This is a genomic window from uncultured Sphingomonas sp. (assembly GCF_934560975.1).
In the GTDB taxonomy this organism is placed as follows: Bacteria; Pseudomonadota; Alphaproteobacteria; order Sphingomonadales; family Sphingomonadaceae; genus Sphingomonas_I.
The window spans coordinates 1-16,500 of sequence record NZ_CAKTFO010000023.1; the positions used below are offsets into that span (position 1 = coordinate 1).

General features: G+C 67.0%; 15 protein-coding genes. 9 read left to right on the forward strand and 6 right to left on the reverse strand.

The annotated features are described in order from the left end of the window. Positions 1 to 157: 157 nt before the first annotated feature. Positions 158 to 1,150 carry a Gfo/Idh/MocA family oxidoreductase gene (locus Q0D93_RS12610; RefSeq protein WP_294394940.1) on the reverse strand — a complete coding sequence of 331 codons (993 nt, stop codon included), beginning with the start codon at positions 1,148 to 1,150 and terminating at the stop codon, positions 158 to 160. After that, on the reverse strand, positions 1,143 to 2,108 hold the full coding sequence (locus Q0D93_RS12615) for a zinc-binding dehydrogenase (RefSeq protein WP_294394942.1): 966 nt from the start codon (positions 2,106 to 2,108) through the stop codon (positions 1,143 to 1,145). The genes Q0D93_RS12610 and Q0D93_RS12615 overlap by 8 nt, the downstream gene beginning before the upstream one ends. A 59-nt stretch (positions 2,109 to 2,167) precedes the next feature. Between Q0D93_RS12615 and Q0D93_RS12620 the strand changes: the two genes are divergently transcribed. Continuing rightward, positions 2,168 to 4,039, forward strand: coding sequence for an APC family permease (locus Q0D93_RS12620; RefSeq protein WP_294394944.1), 1,872 nt, complete (start codon positions 2,168 to 2,170; stop codon positions 4,037 to 4,039). Positions 4,040 to 4,054: 15 nt separating this feature from the next. Here Q0D93_RS12620 and Q0D93_RS12625 read toward each other — a convergent pair whose 3' ends face one another. The 3 genes from Q0D93_RS12625 to Q0D93_RS12635 are packed head-to-tail and all read right to left on the reverse strand — an operon-like array spanning position 4,055 to position 7,004. Next, on the reverse strand, positions 4,055 to 5,170 hold the full coding sequence (locus Q0D93_RS12625) for an inositol-3-phosphate synthase (protein WP_294394946.1): 1,116 nt from the start codon (positions 5,168 to 5,170) through the stop codon (positions 4,055 to 4,057). Then, the gene (locus Q0D93_RS12630; RefSeq protein WP_294394948.1) at positions 5,170 to 6,183 is read right to left on the reverse strand and encodes a glycosyl hydrolase; all 1,014 of its coding nucleotides are present in this window, start codon (positions 6,181 to 6,183) and stop codon (positions 5,170 to 5,172) included. The genes Q0D93_RS12625 and Q0D93_RS12630 overlap by 1 nt, the downstream gene beginning before the upstream one ends. After that, positions 6,180 to 7,004, reverse strand: coding sequence for a TIGR04290 family methyltransferase (locus Q0D93_RS12635; protein WP_294394950.1), 825 nt, complete (start codon positions 7,002 to 7,004; stop codon positions 6,180 to 6,182). Before Q0D93_RS12635 ends, Q0D93_RS12630 begins: the two co-directional genes overlap by 4 nt. Before the next feature lie 201 nt (positions 7,005 to 7,205). On the opposite strand from Q0D93_RS12635, the gene Q0D93_RS12640 reads away from it, so the two are divergent. Continuing rightward, positions 7,206 to 8,141 (forward strand): hypothetical protein, encoded by a 936-nt coding sequence (locus Q0D93_RS12640; RefSeq protein ID WP_294394953.1) that lies wholly within the window; start codon positions 7,206 to 7,208, stop codon positions 8,139 to 8,141. Here Q0D93_RS12640 and Q0D93_RS12645 read toward each other — a convergent pair. Then, positions 8,067 to 8,618: a histidine phosphatase family protein gene (locus Q0D93_RS12645; protein WP_294394955.1), complete on the reverse strand. Its 552-nt coding sequence runs from the start codon at positions 8,616 to 8,618 to the stop codon at positions 8,067 to 8,069. The genes Q0D93_RS12640 and Q0D93_RS12645 overlap by 75 nt on opposite strands. On the opposite strand from Q0D93_RS12645, the gene Q0D93_RS12650 reads away from it, so the two are divergent. The 7 genes from Q0D93_RS12650 to Q0D93_RS14895 all read left to right on the forward strand — a co-directional run bounded on the left by Q0D93_RS12650 (position 8,619) and on the right by Q0D93_RS14895 (position 16,466). Next, entirely contained in the window at positions 8,619 to 8,768 is a 150-nt protein-coding gene (locus Q0D93_RS12650) for a hypothetical protein (protein WP_294394957.1), read from the forward strand. A 119-nt stretch (positions 8,769 to 8,887) separates the two neighbouring features. Beyond that, positions 8,888 to 10,000, forward strand: coding sequence for an SDR family NAD(P)-dependent oxidoreductase (locus Q0D93_RS12655; RefSeq protein WP_294394958.1), 1,113 nt, complete (start codon positions 8,888 to 8,890; stop codon positions 9,998 to 10,000). Then, complete coding sequence (locus tag Q0D93_RS12660) at positions 9,997 to 11,061, forward strand: NAD-dependent epimerase/dehydratase family protein (RefSeq protein ID WP_294394960.1); 1,065 nt, start codon at positions 9,997 to 9,999, stop codon at positions 11,059 to 11,061. The genes Q0D93_RS12655 and Q0D93_RS12660 overlap by 4 nt, the downstream gene beginning before the upstream one ends. After that, a complete protein-coding gene (locus Q0D93_RS12665; protein WP_294394963.1) occupies positions 11,058 to 12,173 on the forward strand; it encodes a glycosyltransferase family 4 protein in 1,116 nt (371 codons plus the stop codon). The genes Q0D93_RS12660 and Q0D93_RS12665 overlap by 4 nt, the downstream gene beginning before the upstream one ends. Further along, the gene (locus Q0D93_RS12670; RefSeq protein ID WP_294394965.1) at positions 12,170 to 13,282 is read left to right on the forward strand and encodes a glycosyltransferase; all 1,113 of its coding nucleotides are present in this window, start codon (positions 12,170 to 12,172) and stop codon (positions 13,280 to 13,282) included. Before Q0D93_RS12665 ends, Q0D93_RS12670 begins: the two co-directional genes overlap by 4 nt. Continuing rightward, positions 13,279 to 14,367 carry a glycosyltransferase gene (locus Q0D93_RS12675; RefSeq protein ID WP_294394967.1) on the forward strand — a complete coding sequence of 363 codons (1,089 nt, stop codon included), beginning with the start codon at positions 13,279 to 13,281 and terminating at the stop codon, positions 14,365 to 14,367. The genes Q0D93_RS12670 and Q0D93_RS12675 overlap by 4 nt, the downstream gene beginning before the upstream one ends. Then, entirely contained in the window at positions 14,364 to 16,466 is a 2,103-nt protein-coding gene (locus tag Q0D93_RS14895) for an NAD-dependent epimerase/dehydratase family protein (protein WP_366510281.1), read from the forward strand. Before Q0D93_RS12675 ends, Q0D93_RS14895 begins: the two co-directional genes overlap by 4 nt. The last annotated feature ends 34 nt before the right edge of the window (positions 16,467 to 16,500 follow it).

Consider the following 16,500-nt stretch of genomic DNA (forward strand, 5'->3'; position numbering starts at 1 on the left):
CGGTCGATGCCGACGCCGAAGCGCCCAAGAAGTGGGACATGGCCGAAGCCGACGAGCCCGCGCTCGCCGACGCATAAAGATCCGTTGCGGCCGAAATCCCTTTCGCCCTCGGCCGCGCGGTGTGGCGGCTGGATCGTCGGATCCAGCCGCTATTCTCTTATCGGCGCACGCTGCCATAGATGCGGTCGAGCACGGCGGCCACATCGACCAGCGTGTCGGCATTGCTGCTGAAGCCCGGGTTCGCCGCAAGGCGTGTCGCCCAGTCGGCCGCCGCGCCGCCGCTCCATGGATCGGGCGGAGAGGAGAGGGTCGTCTGCGACGTTCCGTCGAACTTGCTAGCGGAAAAGTCCATGAACGAGCCGTTTTCGTTGCGCAGCGCCGCACCGCCCTGGCTACCGTAAAAGGCGGCCTCGATCACCGCATCCTGCCCGGCATGGATCCGCCACGAACAGGCGAGGCGGACCGTGACCCCATTGGCCAGCGTCAGCGTGGCGACCGCCAGGTCTTCGACGCTCCGGTCATCGGCCAGTGGCCGCCCGCCTGAATACAGGCTTGCGGATACGTCCACCACTTCCGGCCAGTCCAATGTCCACAGCGCAAGGTCGACCAAGTGGACGCCCAGGTCCACCACGCACCCGCCGCCCGACTGTGCCTTGTCGTAGAACCACGGCTTGTCGGGGCCGTAGGCATTGTGGAAGGTCAGGTCGACCAGCTGGACCGTGCCCAGATCGCCATTGCGCACCAATGGCGCGATCCGCTGCATGGCGTCGGTGAAGCGGTAGGACAGGTCGACCGACAAGAGCCGATCGGCGGTCCGCGCCGCATCCACCACCGCGCGCGTCTCCGTCGCATCGCGGCCAAGCGGCTTCTGGCAGAACACCGCCGCACCCGCCTGCAGCGCCTGGATCGACTGTGCGGCATGCAGCGCGCTGGGCGTAGCGATGACGATGCCATCCAGGCCGAGCGCCAGCATATCTTCATAGCTGTCACAAACCCGCGCCTCGGGCGCGAGGGCCAGCGCACCCTCGCGCATCTCTGGCGACGGCTCGACGATCGCCGCCGCCTCGACCAGGCCGGTGGCGAGCATCGCCTCCATCCGGCTGCGGCCGATCCAGCCGACGCCGAGGAATCCGATGCGGGGCTTACGCATAGGTCACCAGCGCCTTGACGAAGCCGTCCGGCTTGTCGCGCGTGGCATCCAGCGCCTCGCCCAGCCGATCGAGCGGATAATGATGGCTGTAGAGTGGCGTGGGATCCAGCGCACCCGATGCCACCGCATCCACCGCCGCCTGCACGCCGGCGCGTTGCACCTCCGGATCGCGCTCGTGCGCATTTATCACGTCGATGCCCTTCCAGTTCCACATCTGCATATTGACCTGGCGCGGGCCGTCCTGGTGATAGCCGGCGACGATCAGCTTGCCGCCGAAGCCCACCAGTTCGGCAGCCAGGTCGAGCGGCCACTGCTTGCCGACGGCCTCGATCACGCGATCGCACATCTTCTCGGCGGTCAGCCGCTTCACATCCTCGATGATGCGCCAGTGGTCGTCCATCACGATCGTCTCGGCCGCGCCGTAGGAGGTGGCGAGGTCGAGCGAGAATTGCCGGCGCGAAATCGCGATCACGCGCGCGCCCGCATCGGTGGCGAGCTTGGTCAGCACCGCGCCGAGGAAGCCGATCCCGACGATCGCCACCGTCTGTCCGGCGCGGATGTCGCTGCGCCGGAATATGTTGAACGCGCAACCGAGCGGCTCGCCGGGGAAAGGCTGGCCGGCCAGCGCTTCAGGCAGCTTCACCACCGCGTCGGTCCTGGCCACGTCATAGCCGGCGAAGGCGTGGCCGCCCAGGCTGGCGACCCGATCGCCCACGGCAAGGCCATCGACCCCGTCGCCCACCGCATCGATCACGCCCCAGCCTTCATGGCCGAGCCCGCCGGCCTCGCCCGGATACGTCATCCATTCCTGCCCGGCCCAAGGTTCCAGATTGGACGCGCACACGCCCGATCCTTCCAGCCTGATCCGTACCTCGCCCGTGGCGGGCTGGGGCAGCGCGACCGCGTCCACCCGCATCTCGCCCGGGCCTACCAGCACTGCGGCCTGCATCGTCGTCATTCAACCTCCATCATCATTTCGCGGGCACAAGCGATGCCCGATAACGTTGTGCGTCGGGCATGAAACTCACCGACATCCTCCTTGGTCGCCGTCTCGCCAACCGGGAGAACACGCAACAGAAAATCGGCTGGTTCGCGGGCGTGCCGGCCATGGGCCTGGATGGGCTCGGCTCCTCCTCCTACGGGCCGGAGGCGGCGCTGACCATCCTGATCCCGCTCGGCGCGCTGAGCCTGGCCTGGATCGGTTGGGTGATCGGCCCGATCGTGGCGTTGCTGGCGATCCTCTATCTGTCCTATCGCCAGACGATCCTGGCCTATCCCAGCAATGGCGGCGCTTATACCGTCGCCAAGGACAATCTGGGTGCGGGCGCCTCGTTGCTGGCGGCGGCCGCGCTGATGATCGATTATGTGTTGAACGTCGCGGTCGGCATTTCGGCAGGCGTAGGCGCGCTGACCTCCTCCGTTCCGGCGCTCCATCCCTGGACGCTGGAATTGTGCCTCGGCATCCTCGCCGTCGTGGCGCTCGCCAACCTGCGCGGCACGCGCGAGGCGGGGTGGCTGTTCGCGCTGCCGACCTATCTGTTCCTGGCGAGCTTCCTGGGCCTGATCGGCTGGGGGCTGGTGAAGCTGGCGATGGGCCATGCCGACCCGGTGATTGCTCCGCCGCCATTGCACCATGCGGTGGAGGGCGCCGGCCTGTGGCTGCTGCTGCGCGCCTTCGCCGCCGGCTGCACCGCCATGACCGGGGTGGAGGCCGTGTCCAACGGCGTCGGTGCCTTCCGCGAACCGGTGGTGCGCGAGGCGCATCGTACGCTGACCGTGATCTGCCTTGCGCTGGGCCTGCTGCTGGCCGGTATCGCCGCCGTGGCGCATGGGTACGGACTGGGCGCGATGGACCAGACGCAGGCGGGCTATCAGAGCGTGCTGTCGCAACTGGCGGGCGCCATCGTTGGCCATGGCCCGGTCTATTATGTCGCGATGGGAAGCCTGCTGACGGTGCTGTGCCTGTCCGCGAATACCAGCTTTGTCGGTTTTCCGCGCATCTGCCGGCTGGTCGCGCTCGACGATTACCTGCCGCGCGCCTTTGCCGTCGCGGACCGGCGGCTGGTCTTTTCGGCCGGGGTGCTGTTCCTGACGGTGACAGGCGGCGCGCTGCTGGTGATGTTCGGCGGCATCACCGATCGCCTGATCCCCCTGTTCGCGGTCGGGGCCTTCCTGACCTTCACCATGAGCCAGCTGGGCATGGTGGTGCATTGGCGGCGCAAGGGGCGGGCGCATTGGCACAGGCTGGCGCTGAACGCGCTTGGCGCGGTCACGACCATGATCGCGCTGGCGATCATCCTCGCCGCCAAGTTTACCGAAGGCGCGTGGATCGTGGTGATCGCGGTCCCGCTCACCATCCTGTTCCTGGTCGCGGTGAAGCGCCATTATGCTGGCGTGGCGCGACGGCTGGCGGTGCACGAACCCTTCGTGGTCGAGGAAACGGAGCCGCCGACCGTGCTGGTCGCCTACGAACAGCGCAACCGCATGACCGATCGCGCGCTGCGTTTCGCCATGACGCTGTCGCCGGACGTGCTGGCGGTCCACCTGCTCCGGCTGGGCGGACCCGACGAGGAGGCGGACGTCGCGGCGGTGAAGGAGAGGTTCGAGCGCGATATCGCCGCGCCGCTCGCCGCCGCCGGCCTGACCCCGCCGCGCCTGATCACCGTGCCGGCACCCTATCGCGAGATCCAGGGACCGATCCTCGACCTGGTCGAGAAGATCGACGCGGACACGCCGGGCCGGTCGGTCGCGATCCTGATCCCCGAACTGGTGCTGCGCCATTGGTGGCAACGCCTGCTGCATGGCCGGCATGGGCGCAAGCTGCGCGCCGCGCTGCTCGCCCATGCCGGTCCGCGATTGATGGTAATCACCTCGCCCTGGCGCGCCTGACGCCAGGGCGGGGGATCACCGCTCCGGCTGTTCGATGAAGTCCTGCAGCAAGGCATGAGCCTCGTCGTCGGTCATCTGCTTGGGCGGATGCTTGCAGAAATAGGCCGATGCCGGATCGACCGGCCCGCCGAGACCACGGTCGCGCGCCAGCTTGGCACAGCGCACCATGTCGATCGCGACACCCGCCGAATTGGGGCTGTCCTCCACCGACAGGCGCAGTTCCAGGTTCATCGGCACGCCGCCGAACAACTGGCCCTCCATCCGGATGAAGGCGACCTTGTTGTCATTCTGCCACGGCACGTAGTCGGACGGGCCGATATGCACATTCTCGTCGCTCAGCCGCTCGGCCGCGACCGCCTGCACCGCTTCGGTCTTGCTGATCTTCTTGGACTTCAGCCGCGCCCGGTTCGACATGTTGAGGAAGTCGGTGTTGCCGCCCGTATTCAGCTGGTAAGTACGATCCAGCTTCACGCCGCGCTTATTGAACAGGTCGGTCAGGACGCGGTGGACGATGGTGGCGCCGACCTGCGCCTTGATGTCGTCGCCGACGATCGGCACGCCTGCATCGGTGAACCTCTTCGCCCACGTCTCGTCCGACGCGATAAAGACCGGGATGTTGTTGACGAAGGCGACGCCGGCTTCCAGCGCGCATTCGGCGTAGAATTCGGTCGCTTCCTGGCTGCCGACCGGCAGATAGTTCATCATCACGTCGACCTGCGCCTCGCGCAGGAGTGCGACGACCTCCTCGCGTGTCGGCTGCGCCGCCTCGGCCAGCAAGAAGGTGCGGTCATTGTCGGGATAGTCGAGCATATGCTCGGCCACGCCGTCCTTCACCACGCCCATGCGGACGACGGCGCCGCTGGCCTTCACCTCGGGGCAGAAGATGGCGGTCGAGTTGGGCTTGGCGAAGATCGCCTCGCTGATGTCCTTGCCGACCTTGCGCTTGTCCACGTCCCACGCCGCGACGAAGCGGATGTCGGACGGGCGATAGCCGCCTACCTCTTCGTGCATCAGGCCGGCGAGGTCGTTCGCGCCTTCGCGATAATGGCTGACGCCCTGGACGAGCGAGCTGGCGCAATTGCCGACGCCGATGACGGCGACGTTGATGGGAGACGATGTGCGGGCGAGCATCAGGCGGCGCTCCGTTCGGCGGCGAGACGCTCGTCGCGATTGAAATTGAGGGTCGACATGGCCGACGTGCTCGGTTCGGTATCCAGCGGGGAGAAGGGAGCCTCGCCGGCGTCACGCTGGCTCTGTCCCGGCGCATAGCGGTCGATCATCCAGGCGCAGAAGTCCGCAAACGCTTGCGGATCGCGGGCGGGGGAAGTGTGGTGCGGCTCCACCCCCAGATGCTCCGGCGTGAAGCAGAAGGTGACGGTGACGTCGAAGTCGGCCAGCGCCTCCATCTGCCGGTCGAACCAGTCGACCGCATTGGGGCGGAAACTGTCGGCCCAGGACAGGCCGGTGCGCAACCGCCGGGTGCCGAGGCGCTTCATCCACTGCACGGCATCGTCCAGGCGCGGATCCTGGAAGTGGAACCACTGCATCAGGCCCAGTTCGGCGGCATGGGCCGCATAGGTTTCCAGCGCCGGCTTGGGTGTCCCGTCCTCACGGATCAGGCCCAGGTAGAAGTGGCGGTAATAGGATGATCCCTCCGCCTCGCGGTGACGCGTTTCCGCGCCCCAGCTCATCGGCAGGTCGAACAGCGAATACCAGAAGACGCGCGGGGCAATGTCCTTCAGCAGGGTAGCGGTGCGCTCCAGCCCGAAGACCTGCACCTCCTCCGCGCCGAACGAGCTGACGCCCACCTCCGTCACCCAGACGGGCTTGTCGGTGACGGCCTTGATCTCCGCGATCTTGTCGGGCCACGCCGACAACGGCCACAGATTCCAGTCGAGCGGGAAGCCATGGACGGCGACCGCATCGACCGCGTTCAGCGCGCCATGCCCCTCCATCCGCCGCAGCCAGTGCGGGTCGATCGGCGACATGCCGCCCAGCACGCGGGTGACGGCGGGATTGATCGCGTGGATCGCGTCGCCTGCGCGGATCACATGGTCGGCGAACGACGCCCAGTCGGGATCGATACTCGGATCCCAATGCGATTTGTTGTTGGGCTCGTTCCAGATCATCGCGGCTTCGATCACCGACGCATTCCCCCTTCGTTCGACGTGGCCGGATAGACGGCGTGGCGGCCCCATTTGGAATAGGGCACCTCCGCCACGCGGCACAGAAATACTTCTTGTTCCGGATGCGCCTCGACCGTGAAGCCGGCGGCGCGCAGCATCGCTTCGGAACAGGCGCGGTTCGGAGCCCACCAGTTGGTCCAGTCGTGCGCATATTCGCGCTCGATGAAATGCATCTTGGGATAAGCGGGCTCGTCGAAGATCGGCGGCGCGTCGAAGCTGCCCGGCACGAAGAACGGGTGGTCCTCCGGCACGTCGATCGTCTCGCTCGATCCCCGCTGCATCGTCTGAAACAGCATCAGGTCGCCGGTCACATGCTCGCGGATCAGGTCGAGCGCGAGCAGGGGGTGACGCAGGTGGTACAGCACCCCCATGAAGATCACGAGGTCGAACCGCTCGCCGAGCGCGCCGACGTCATAGACGGACAGGTTGCGGAACTCGACGCCCGAAAAGCCCAACGCCTCCGTCGCAAGCCGCGCCTGCGCCAGATAGCGGTCGTCGCTGTCGATGCCGACCACGCGCTCCGCTCCGCGCCGCTTCATCTCGACGGAGTAGAAGCCGGCGTTGCAGCCGATGTCGAGCACGCTCTTGCCGGTCAGGTCGGTCGGGATCGCGTCGGCGAAGCTTGCGAACTTGGTGGCCGGGTAATCGCCGAGGAAATGATCGGGTGCGGTCTGCACGCCGCCCAGGTTCATATTGTGGAACCATGGCGCCAATGCCTCGATCCGGGCGCGCAGCTTTGCGGCGTTACCCTCATCAAGGCTACGTTCGGCAACGTCCATTCACTCTCCCCCGTTATCGCGCTATCGCCTTGGAACGCCGCTGCGACCCATGGCATTCCGGTGCAATGGGCAGCTAACCTTCGTTTCGCAAACGAACTTTTCTTCGCGCTGTTCCTCAGGATTGTAGAAGCCTGGAGCGGCAAAGCTCAAACACTTTCGTGCAGCACGGAACCGGAGGGCGCCGCACATCATTCCGGCTGCATGTCCAATGGGATGCAGCAATGGGTGGCCGCGATGCGCGCGGACCGGTTCGAGGATGCGTGGCTGCTGTCGGAGCAGGATCTGCGCGCGCGTGATCCGGCGATGCGCGACGATCCGGCCAAGCCCTACCATCTCCGCTGGGTGTGGGACGGGCGGCCGTTCGACGGGCGGCATGTGCTGATCCGCTGCTACCACGGACTGGGCGACACCATCCAGTTCGCGCGCTTCCTGCCTTTGCTGGGTGCGCGCGCCGCGTCGCTGACGGTGGAGGTGCAGCCGCAGTTGCAATGCCTGATCGCCGACATGCCGGGCATCGACCGCATCATCCCCTTCGATCCGGCGCATCCGCTGCCGCCCGCCGAATGCGACATCGAGATCACGGAGCTGGCCTTCGCCCTTCGCGCCGCGCCATCAGCGGCCGCGGTGCCGTACCTTTTTGCCCAGCCGGCAGCGGAGGCGGCGGGGAGTGTTGCCCTCTGCTACAGCGGCAGCGACTGGGATATGGATCGCCGCGTGCCGGCGGAGCTGTTCGACGCGGTCTGCCGGAACCATCGCTGCGTTACCCTGGTGCCGGAACCGACCGCGCTTCCCGTGCGCAATCCGCAAGGGTGCAGCCTGGAGGTCGCGACCAGCGCATCCTTGCTGGCGGGCGCGAACCTGGTCATCACCGTCGATACGATGGTCGCCCATCTCGCCGGCGCATTGGGGAAACCCACCTGGCTGCTGCTGAAGGCCGAGCCCGATTGGCGCTGGGCACCCGACCGGACCGACAGCAGCTGGTATCCGACCATGCGCCTGTATGTGCAGCCGCGTGCCGGCGATTGGACTGCGGTGGTCGAGGCGGTTCGCCGCGACCTCACGCTAGAAGCTGTGTGCCGTGGCGAAGGGCTGCTCGTTCAGGGTGATCAGGTGGAGCCCGCCCTGGTCGCGTTGTAAGGTCGTCAACGATCCCGGATCGCACTCCAGCGCGAACATGCGGTCATAGGGGAGGCCGAGCAATCGGGTGACCAGACCGCGAATGATGTCGCAATGCGTGACGCACAATGCGGGGCAGTCGCCTTCGGGCAAGGCCATCAGATAGGCGAGGGCGCGCTCCACCGCCTCCGCCATCGTTTCTCCATCGGGACAGCGCGCGGTGTGCCGCTCCGCATTCCACCTCCGCCAGTCGGGCAAAGCGTCCAGGTCCGCAAAGCTGCGACCGGTGAAGTCGCCAAAGTCGATCTCGTCCAACGCCGGTGCGATCTGCAGCGGCAGCGCGTGCCGGCTTGCCACTGCCTCTGCCGTCTGCCGGGTGCGCGGACGCGGGCTGCTGTGGAGGGAGGCGAGGGGGACGGTGCCAAGCCGCCGCGCCAGCGCGTCCGCTTCGGCCCGGCCCCGTTCGCTTAGGGCGATGTCGGACCGGCCGCTCAGCACATGTCCGACCTCGGCATGGGTGCCGTGCCGGGCGAGATAGATCGTGCCGCTTATGGCGAACCTCCTTCGTTGACAGCGATTATTGGCCGGGCAAAAAAGTTCGCCGCCGCAACGATCCGCGGGAACGAAGAAGAAGAAGAAGCATTGTAGCTTCGTAATAATGGGTTGGGGCGAAACGAACATCCCGAATCTGCCTCGGGCGCGGCGCACCGCCGCCGGAAGGGATTCAGGCCGGTTCGCCCGCTGTCTTTGATGCTCGGGGAGGGCAAGTGGAACGCATTCTGATCACCGGCGGTGCCGGATTCATCGGTCGCTTCGTGGCGGACGAGTTGTTGCGGCGTGGCAACGAAGTGCGCGTGCTGGATAGCCTGATCGAGCAGGTGCACGGCCAGACCGACGGCTCGCAGATGTTGAACCGCGAGGCGGAACTGATCCGCGGCGACGTGCGCGACAAGGATGCGGTGAAGCGCGCGCTGGATGGTATCGACAGCGTGATCCACCTGGCGGCCGAAGTTGGCGTCGGGCAATCGATGTACGAGGTCGAGCGGTATACCTCGACCAACGACGTAGGCACCGCCGTGCTGTTCGAATCGCTAATCGACAAGCCGGTGCGCCGCGTCGTGACGGCATCCTCCATGTCCATCTATGGCGAGGGCCTTTACCGTGACGCCGATGGCGAACTGGTGCAGGATGCCGAGCGCAAGACCCTGAAGGACGGGCAGGCCAATTGGGAGCCGACGGACGATCTCGGCCGCCCGCTGACCCCGGTGGCGACGCCGGAATGGAAGCGGCCCAACCTCGCCTCCATCTACGCGCTCAACAAATATGTGCAGGAGCGCACGACCCACATCATGGCCGCGCCTTACGGCATAGAGGGCGTGTGCCTGCGGTTGTTCAACGTCTACGGGCCGGGGCAGGCCCTCTCCAACCCCTATACCGGGGTGCTGGCGATCTTTGCCTCCCGGCTGCTCAACGGGCAGCAGCCGATGATCTTCGAGGATGGCGAGCAGCGGCGCGATTTCGTCCATGTGTCGGACGTGGCGCGCGCCTTTGCCGACGCGCTGGAGCTGCCGCAGGCGGTGGGTGGCACGTTCAACATTGGTTCGGGCAAGGACCGGTCGGTGACCGAGGTCGCCACCGAACTGGCCAAGGCGATGGGCAAGAATAACATCGCGCCCGAAATCGTGGGCAAGGCCCGGATCGGCGACATCCGCCACTGCTTCTGCGACACCAGCCTCGCCGCCGACAAGTTGGACTTCAAGGCGCGTCAGGACTTTCAGCAGGGCCTGGCGGAACTGGCCGAGTGGGTGGCGCAGCAGACCGCGCATGATGGCGTGGAAAAGATGCGCGCCGAACTGGAAGCCCGGGGCCTGGTGGCGTGAGCGGCGACGACCGCCCGATCCTGGTCACCGGCGGCGCAGGCTTCATCGGGTCCAACCTTGCCGACCGGCTGGCGGGCGAGGGGCGCAAGGTCGTCGTCTATGACGCTCTGTCCCGCGCGGGGGTCGAGACCAACCTGGAATGGCTGCAAAGCCGCCATGGCGACCTGATCCAGCCGATCATCGCGGACATTCGCGACGAGGATTGGCTGGCCGACGCCGCCGCGCGTGCCTCCGCCGTATTCCACATGGCGGCGCAGGTGGCGGTCACCACCAGCCTGGTGGATCCGCGCGACGATTTCTCGATCAACATCGTCGGCACGCTCAACCTGCTGGATGCATTGCGGACGCGGAACCCGCAGGCGCCGGTCGTGTTCGCATCGACCAACAAGGTCTATGGCGACCTGGCGGATATCGATTTCGACTTGGAGGGGGACGCCTATGTCCCCGCCGATCCCCGCACAAAATCCTATGGGATAGGCGAGGATCGGCCCCTGGATTTCCACACGCCCTACGGCTGCTCCAAGGGCGCGGCCGACCAATATGTGCTGGATTATGCCCGCAGCTACGGCCTGCGCAGCGCCGTGGTGCGGATGAGCTGCATTTACGGCCAGCGTCAGATGGGGACCGAGGATCAGGGATGGGTAGCCCATTTCCTGATCCGCGCGCTCGAAGGCAAGCCGATCACGCTCTATGGCGATGGGTGCCAGGTGCGCGACATCCTCGACGTGTCGGACGCGGTCGGCGCCTATCTCGCGGCGTGGCAACAGATCGACGCGGTGCAGGGCCGCGCCTTCAACCTCGGCGGCGGCACCGGCAATGCGGTGAGCCTGCGCCAGTTGCTGGCCTATGTCGGGCAGCTGCTGGGGCGTGAGCTGGAGATCGGCTATTCCGACTGGCGCGCCGGCGACCAGCGTTATTTCGTGGCCGACACGCGCGCGATCGAAGGCGCGCTCGGGCTCGGCGCGAAGGTGCCGTGGCGCGAGGGCGTGGCCCGGCTGGCGCAGTGGCTGGCCGACGCGCGCGGGATCGAACTGCCGGTGGGGCAGGACGTCGCGGCATGACGGAGCGCACGGCGCGCCTGCGTCTGTTGATGACCGTCGATACGGTCGGTGGCGTGTGGCAATATGCGACCGATCTGGCGCGCGCGCTGGCGCCTTTGGGAGTCGAAACGGTGCTAGCGGTACTCGGGCCGGCTCCGAACATGGCGCAGCGCAACGCCGCCAAGGCGATCGCCGGCGTCCGTCTGGTCGAAACCGGCCTGCCGCTCGACTGGCTGGCGGACGATCGGGAGCAGGTGCTGCTGGCGGGACGGCGCATCGCCGAACTCGCCTGTCACCTGAACGTCGATCTGGTGCAGCTGAACCAGCCCGCAATCGCGGCGGAGGCACGCTTTCCCGTGCCAGTGGTGGCGGTGTCGCATAGCTGCCTGGCGACGTGGTGGGCCGCGGTCGAAAGCGGGCCGTTGCCGCAGGATTTCGACTGGCGCGTGGCTCTCCATGCCGAAGGGTTGCGCAAGGCCGGCAAGGTGGTGACGCCGTCCGCCGCCTTTGCCGCCGCAACCCAGGCGGCCTACGCCCTCGTCGTCGCGCCGACCGCCGTCCATAACGGCCGCGCACCGTTGACCTGTCCGCCAACGGCCATGCACGATTTCGCCTTCACGGCCGGACGGCTGTGGGACCGTGGCAAGAATATCGCGACGCTGGATCGGGCGGCGGCGCGGCTCGGCCTGCCGGTCAAGGCAGCAGGGTCGCTTGCCGGCCCCAATGGCGATCGCGTCACGACGGAGCATCTGATCCCGGTCGGCCATGTCGATGAGGAAGACCTTGCCGGTTGCCTTGCCGCGCGCCCGGTCTTCGTCTCGGCGGCATTGTACGAACCGTTCGGGCTGGCGGTGCTGGAAGCTGCCGGCGCGGGCTGCCCGCTGGTGCTGTCCGACATTCCTACCTTTCGCGAATTGTGGGACGGGGTGGCGACCTTCGTTGCCCCTTGCGACCATGCCGGTTTCGCCCGCGCGATCGAGGAGATCGTCGGCGATACGGCGCGCAGGTTGACGCAGGGAGAGGCCGCCCGCGCCGCCGCCCGCCGCTTCACGCCCGACCACATGGCCGGCGACATGCTGGCCATCTACCGTACCCTCCTGCCGAGCAGCACGCCTGATCGGGTGGCGGCATGAAGATCGCCTATTTCACCCACAGCCTCGCCTCCTGCTGGAACCACGGCAACGCGCATTTCCTGCGCGGTGTGCTGCGCGAGCTGATCGCGCGCGGCCACGACGTGCGCGCGCTGGAGCCGGAGGGGGCATGGAGCCTCGCCAATTTGCTGGGCGATCATGGCGATGCCGGGCTGGAGCCCTATCGCACCGCCTATCCGGACCTGTCCTCCACCCGCTTCGCCGCCGATGCTGATGTGGCCGAACTGGTGGGTGATGCCGAACTGGTCATCGTGCATGAATGGAACGATCCCGCGCTTGTCGCGGCGATCGGCGCGCTTAGCCAAACCGGGGGCAGCTTCACCTTGCTGTTCCACGACACCCATCATCGCGCCGTCAGCGATCCCGATGCGATCCGCGCCTTCGACCTGTCCGGCTATGACGGCGTGCTGGCTTTCGGCGAGACGCTGAGCGAGGTCTATCGCCGCTGGGGCTGGGGCGAGCGCGTATGGACCTGGCACGAGGCCGCCGACACGCGCCTGTTCCACCCGCCGGCGGAGCAGGATGCCGAACGCGAGGGCCTGGTCTGGATCGGCAATTGGGGCGATGGCGAGCGGACGCAGGAGCTGGAAGATTATCTCTTCCGTCCGGCGCAGTCGGCTGGCCTGCCGCTCGACATTTACGGCGTCCGCTATCCGGATGAGGCCAAGGCGACGCTGGCGCGCTACGGCATACATTATCATGGATGGGCGCCCAATGCGGCGGCGCCGGGCATCTTCGCCCGCCATCTCGCCACCGTGCACGTGCCACGGCGTTACTATACCACCATCCTGCCGGGCATCCCGACCATCCGCGTGTTCGAGGCGCTGGCGTGCGGCATCCCGCTGCTGTCCGCGCCCTGGTCCGACAGCGAAGGCCTGTTCCGGGTCGGGCAGGACTTCCTGATGGTGCAGTCGCCGTCAGCGATGGAGGCTGCGCTGCGGGATATCCGCAAGGACGCGGCGCTGCGGCAAAGCCTCGTCACTTCGGGGCTGGAAACGATCCTTGCCCGCCATACCTGTGCCCACCGCGTGGACGAATTGCTCGCCATCGTGGGGCGCCTGACCCAACCCGATCTGGAGACTGTTGCGTGAAGATCGCCTTCTACGGTTCCAGCCTGCTGTCTTCCTACTGGAACGGTGCGGCAACCTATTATCGCGGGATCCTGCGCGATCTTGCCGGGCGTGGTTACCAGATTACCTTCTACGAGCCAGACGCCTTCGACCGACAGCAGCATCGCGACATCGATCCGCCGGAATGGGCGCGCTCGGTCGTCTACCCCGCCACGGAAGAGGCGATGCGCGGCGTGCTGGCCGAGGCGGGCGAGGCGGACATCGTGGTCAAGGCGAACGGCGTCGGGGTGTTCGACCGCGAACTGCTTGAAGGCGTGATCGATCAGGCGCGCCCCGACGCGCTCCGCATCTTCTGGGACGTGGACGCGGCGGCGACGCTGGACGAGATGCGGGCCGACGCCTCCCATCCGGTGCTGAAGGCGTTGCCGAACCTGGACATGGTGCTGACCTATGGCGGCGGGCCGCCGGTGATCGACGCCTATCGCGGCTTCGGCGCCGCCGATTGCGTGCCGGTCTACAATGCGCTCGACCCCAGCACGCACCACCCGGTCGATCCCGACCCGCGTTTCGCCTGCGACCTGGCCTTCCTCGGCAATCGCCTGCCCGACCGCGAGGCGCGGGTGGAGGAATTCTTCCTGAAGCCGGCGGCTCTGCTGGCGGAGCGGCAATTCCTGATCGGCGGCAATGGCTGGGAGACCAAGGGGATGCCGGGCAATGTCCGCCATCGCGGCCATGTCTATACGACCGAGCATAATGCGTTCAACTGCACGCCGTTGGCGGTGCTGAACGTGGCGCGCGACAGCATGGCCAACATCGGCTTCTCGCCCGCGACCCGCGTGTTCGAGGCGGCGGGTGCTGCCGCCTGCCTGATCACCGACGCTTGGGAGGGGATCGACCTGTTCCTGAAGCCGGATGAGGAGGTGCTCGTCGCCCGCGACGGCCAGGACGTGGCCGATCACCTTGCGTCGCTGACGCCGGAACGGGCCAAGGCCATCGGCGAAGCGGCGCTGGCCCGCGTCATGGCCGAGCATACCTATCGCTTGCGCGGCGCACAGGTCGACCAGGTGTTCAAGGCACATTTCGCGCGGGCGCGGGAGGCGGCATGAAGCTTGTCGTCCTCGGCCTCAGCCTGTCCTCCTCCTGGGGCAATGGCCACGCGACCACGTTCCGCGCGCTGCTGAAGGCCTATGCGGCGCGGGGGCACGACATCCTGTTCCTCGAACGCGACGTGCCCTGGTACGCAAGCCAGCGCGACCTGACCGATCCCGATTACTGCCGGCTCGCTTATTATGGCGATCTCGACCAGTTGCGCGACTGGGCGGAGGAGATTGCCGGCGCCGATGCGGTGATCGTCGGCTCCTACGTGCCGGCGGGGGTGGCGGTCGGCCGCTATGTTCAGGCGACGGCACAGGGTGTCACGGCATTTTACGACATCGACACGCCAGTGACGCTGGCCAAGCTGGCACGGGGCGATTTCGAATATCTCTCGCCGGAGGTGATCCCGGGATACGACGTGTATCTGTCGTTCACGGGCGGGCCGACTTTGGACCTGATCGAGCGCCAATATGGCTCGCCGGCTGCGCGGCCGCTTTACTGCTCGGTCGACCCGGCCTTGTACCAGCCGGTCAACGCGCCCGCCCGCTGGGATCTGTCTTATCTCGGCACCTACAGCCCGGATCGGCAGCCGACGCTGGAGCGGCTGCTGCTGGAGCCGGCGCGCCGCCGGCCCGACCTGCGTTTCGCGGTGGCGGGGCCGCAATATCCCGCCGACATCGACTGGCCGGCCAATGTCGAGCGGATCGAGCATTGCCCGCCGGCCGATCACGCCGCTTTCTATTCGGCCTCGCGCTTTACCCTCAACGTGACGCGGGCGGACATGATCGCGGCGGGCTGGTCGCCGTCGGTGCGGCTGTTCGAGGCAGCGGCTTGCGGCACCCCGATCATCTCGGATCGATGGGACGGGATCGACAAGCTGTTCGCGCCGGGGCAGGAGATCATCCTGGCTGACACGACGGACGACGTTATTGCGGCTTTGGACGGGGACGCGGAGGCGATCGGAGCGGCGGCACGGCGGATCGTGCTGTCGGGCCACACCGCCGCGGATCGCGCCGCCCAGTTGGAAGCGCACTTGAATGAGGCCGCAGAAAAACGCGGCAAAGCCGGCACGTCCGGAAAAACAGAAACGGTACAGGGAGGAACAGATATGTGGACCGACCGCGGAATTGCACTGGTGGCTGGCGGAGCGGGCTTCATCGGGTCGCATCTGTGCCGCGCGCTGGTGGAAAGCGGGCATGAGGTGATTTGCCTGGACAACCTCCAGACCGCACGCCCGTCCAACCTCCGCTTCCTGGAAAAGCTGTCCGGATTCAGCTTTGTCGAGGCGGACGTGGTCAACCCGCTGCCGGCCGAGGTGACGGCCAAGGCGGGGCGGATCACGCGCATCTTCAATCTCGCCTGCGCCGCCTCTCCGCCGCAATATCAAGCCGATCCCGAGCATACGATGCTGACCAACGTGGTCGGCACGCATCATCTGCTGCGGCTGGCGGAGAAATCGGGCGCGCGCTTCCTGCTCACCTCCACCAGCGAGGTCTATGGCGATCCGGAGGTGCATCCCCAGCCGGAAAGCTATCGCGGCTGGACCAGCTGCACCGGCCCGCGCGCCTGCTATGACGAGGGCAAGCGCGCGGCGGAGGCCCTGACCTTCGACTATGCGCGGATGGGCCGGGCGGACGTGCGCGTGGCGCGGATCTTCAACACCTATGGTCCGCACATGCATCCTGACGACGGGCGGGTCGTGTCCAACCTGATCTGCCAGGCATTGTCCGACCGCGAGATCACGATCCACGGCGACGGCAGCCAGACGCGCAGCTTCTGCTATGTCGACGACATGGTCGCGGCGCTGATGGCGCTGATGGAAAGCGACCAGTCGATCCCGGAGCCGGTGAACCTCGGCAACCCCGTGGAATTATCGGTCGGCGAATTGTGCGACATGGTGCTGGCAATGACCGGGGCCGATCGCGACCGGGTGGTGTTCCGCCCGCGCCCGCAGGACGATCCGTACCGCCGCCGCCCCGACATTTCACGCGCGCAGCAACTGCTCGGCTGGGTTCCGCGCACCCAGTTGAAGGAAGGGCTGGGCCGCACGTGCGACTGGTTCGCCACCGAGCTGGGGGTGGCGCAGCCCAAGGCGGAAGTCGCGTCCTGACGGCCCCATGAGCGGCGGCGACGAGCGTTGCCGC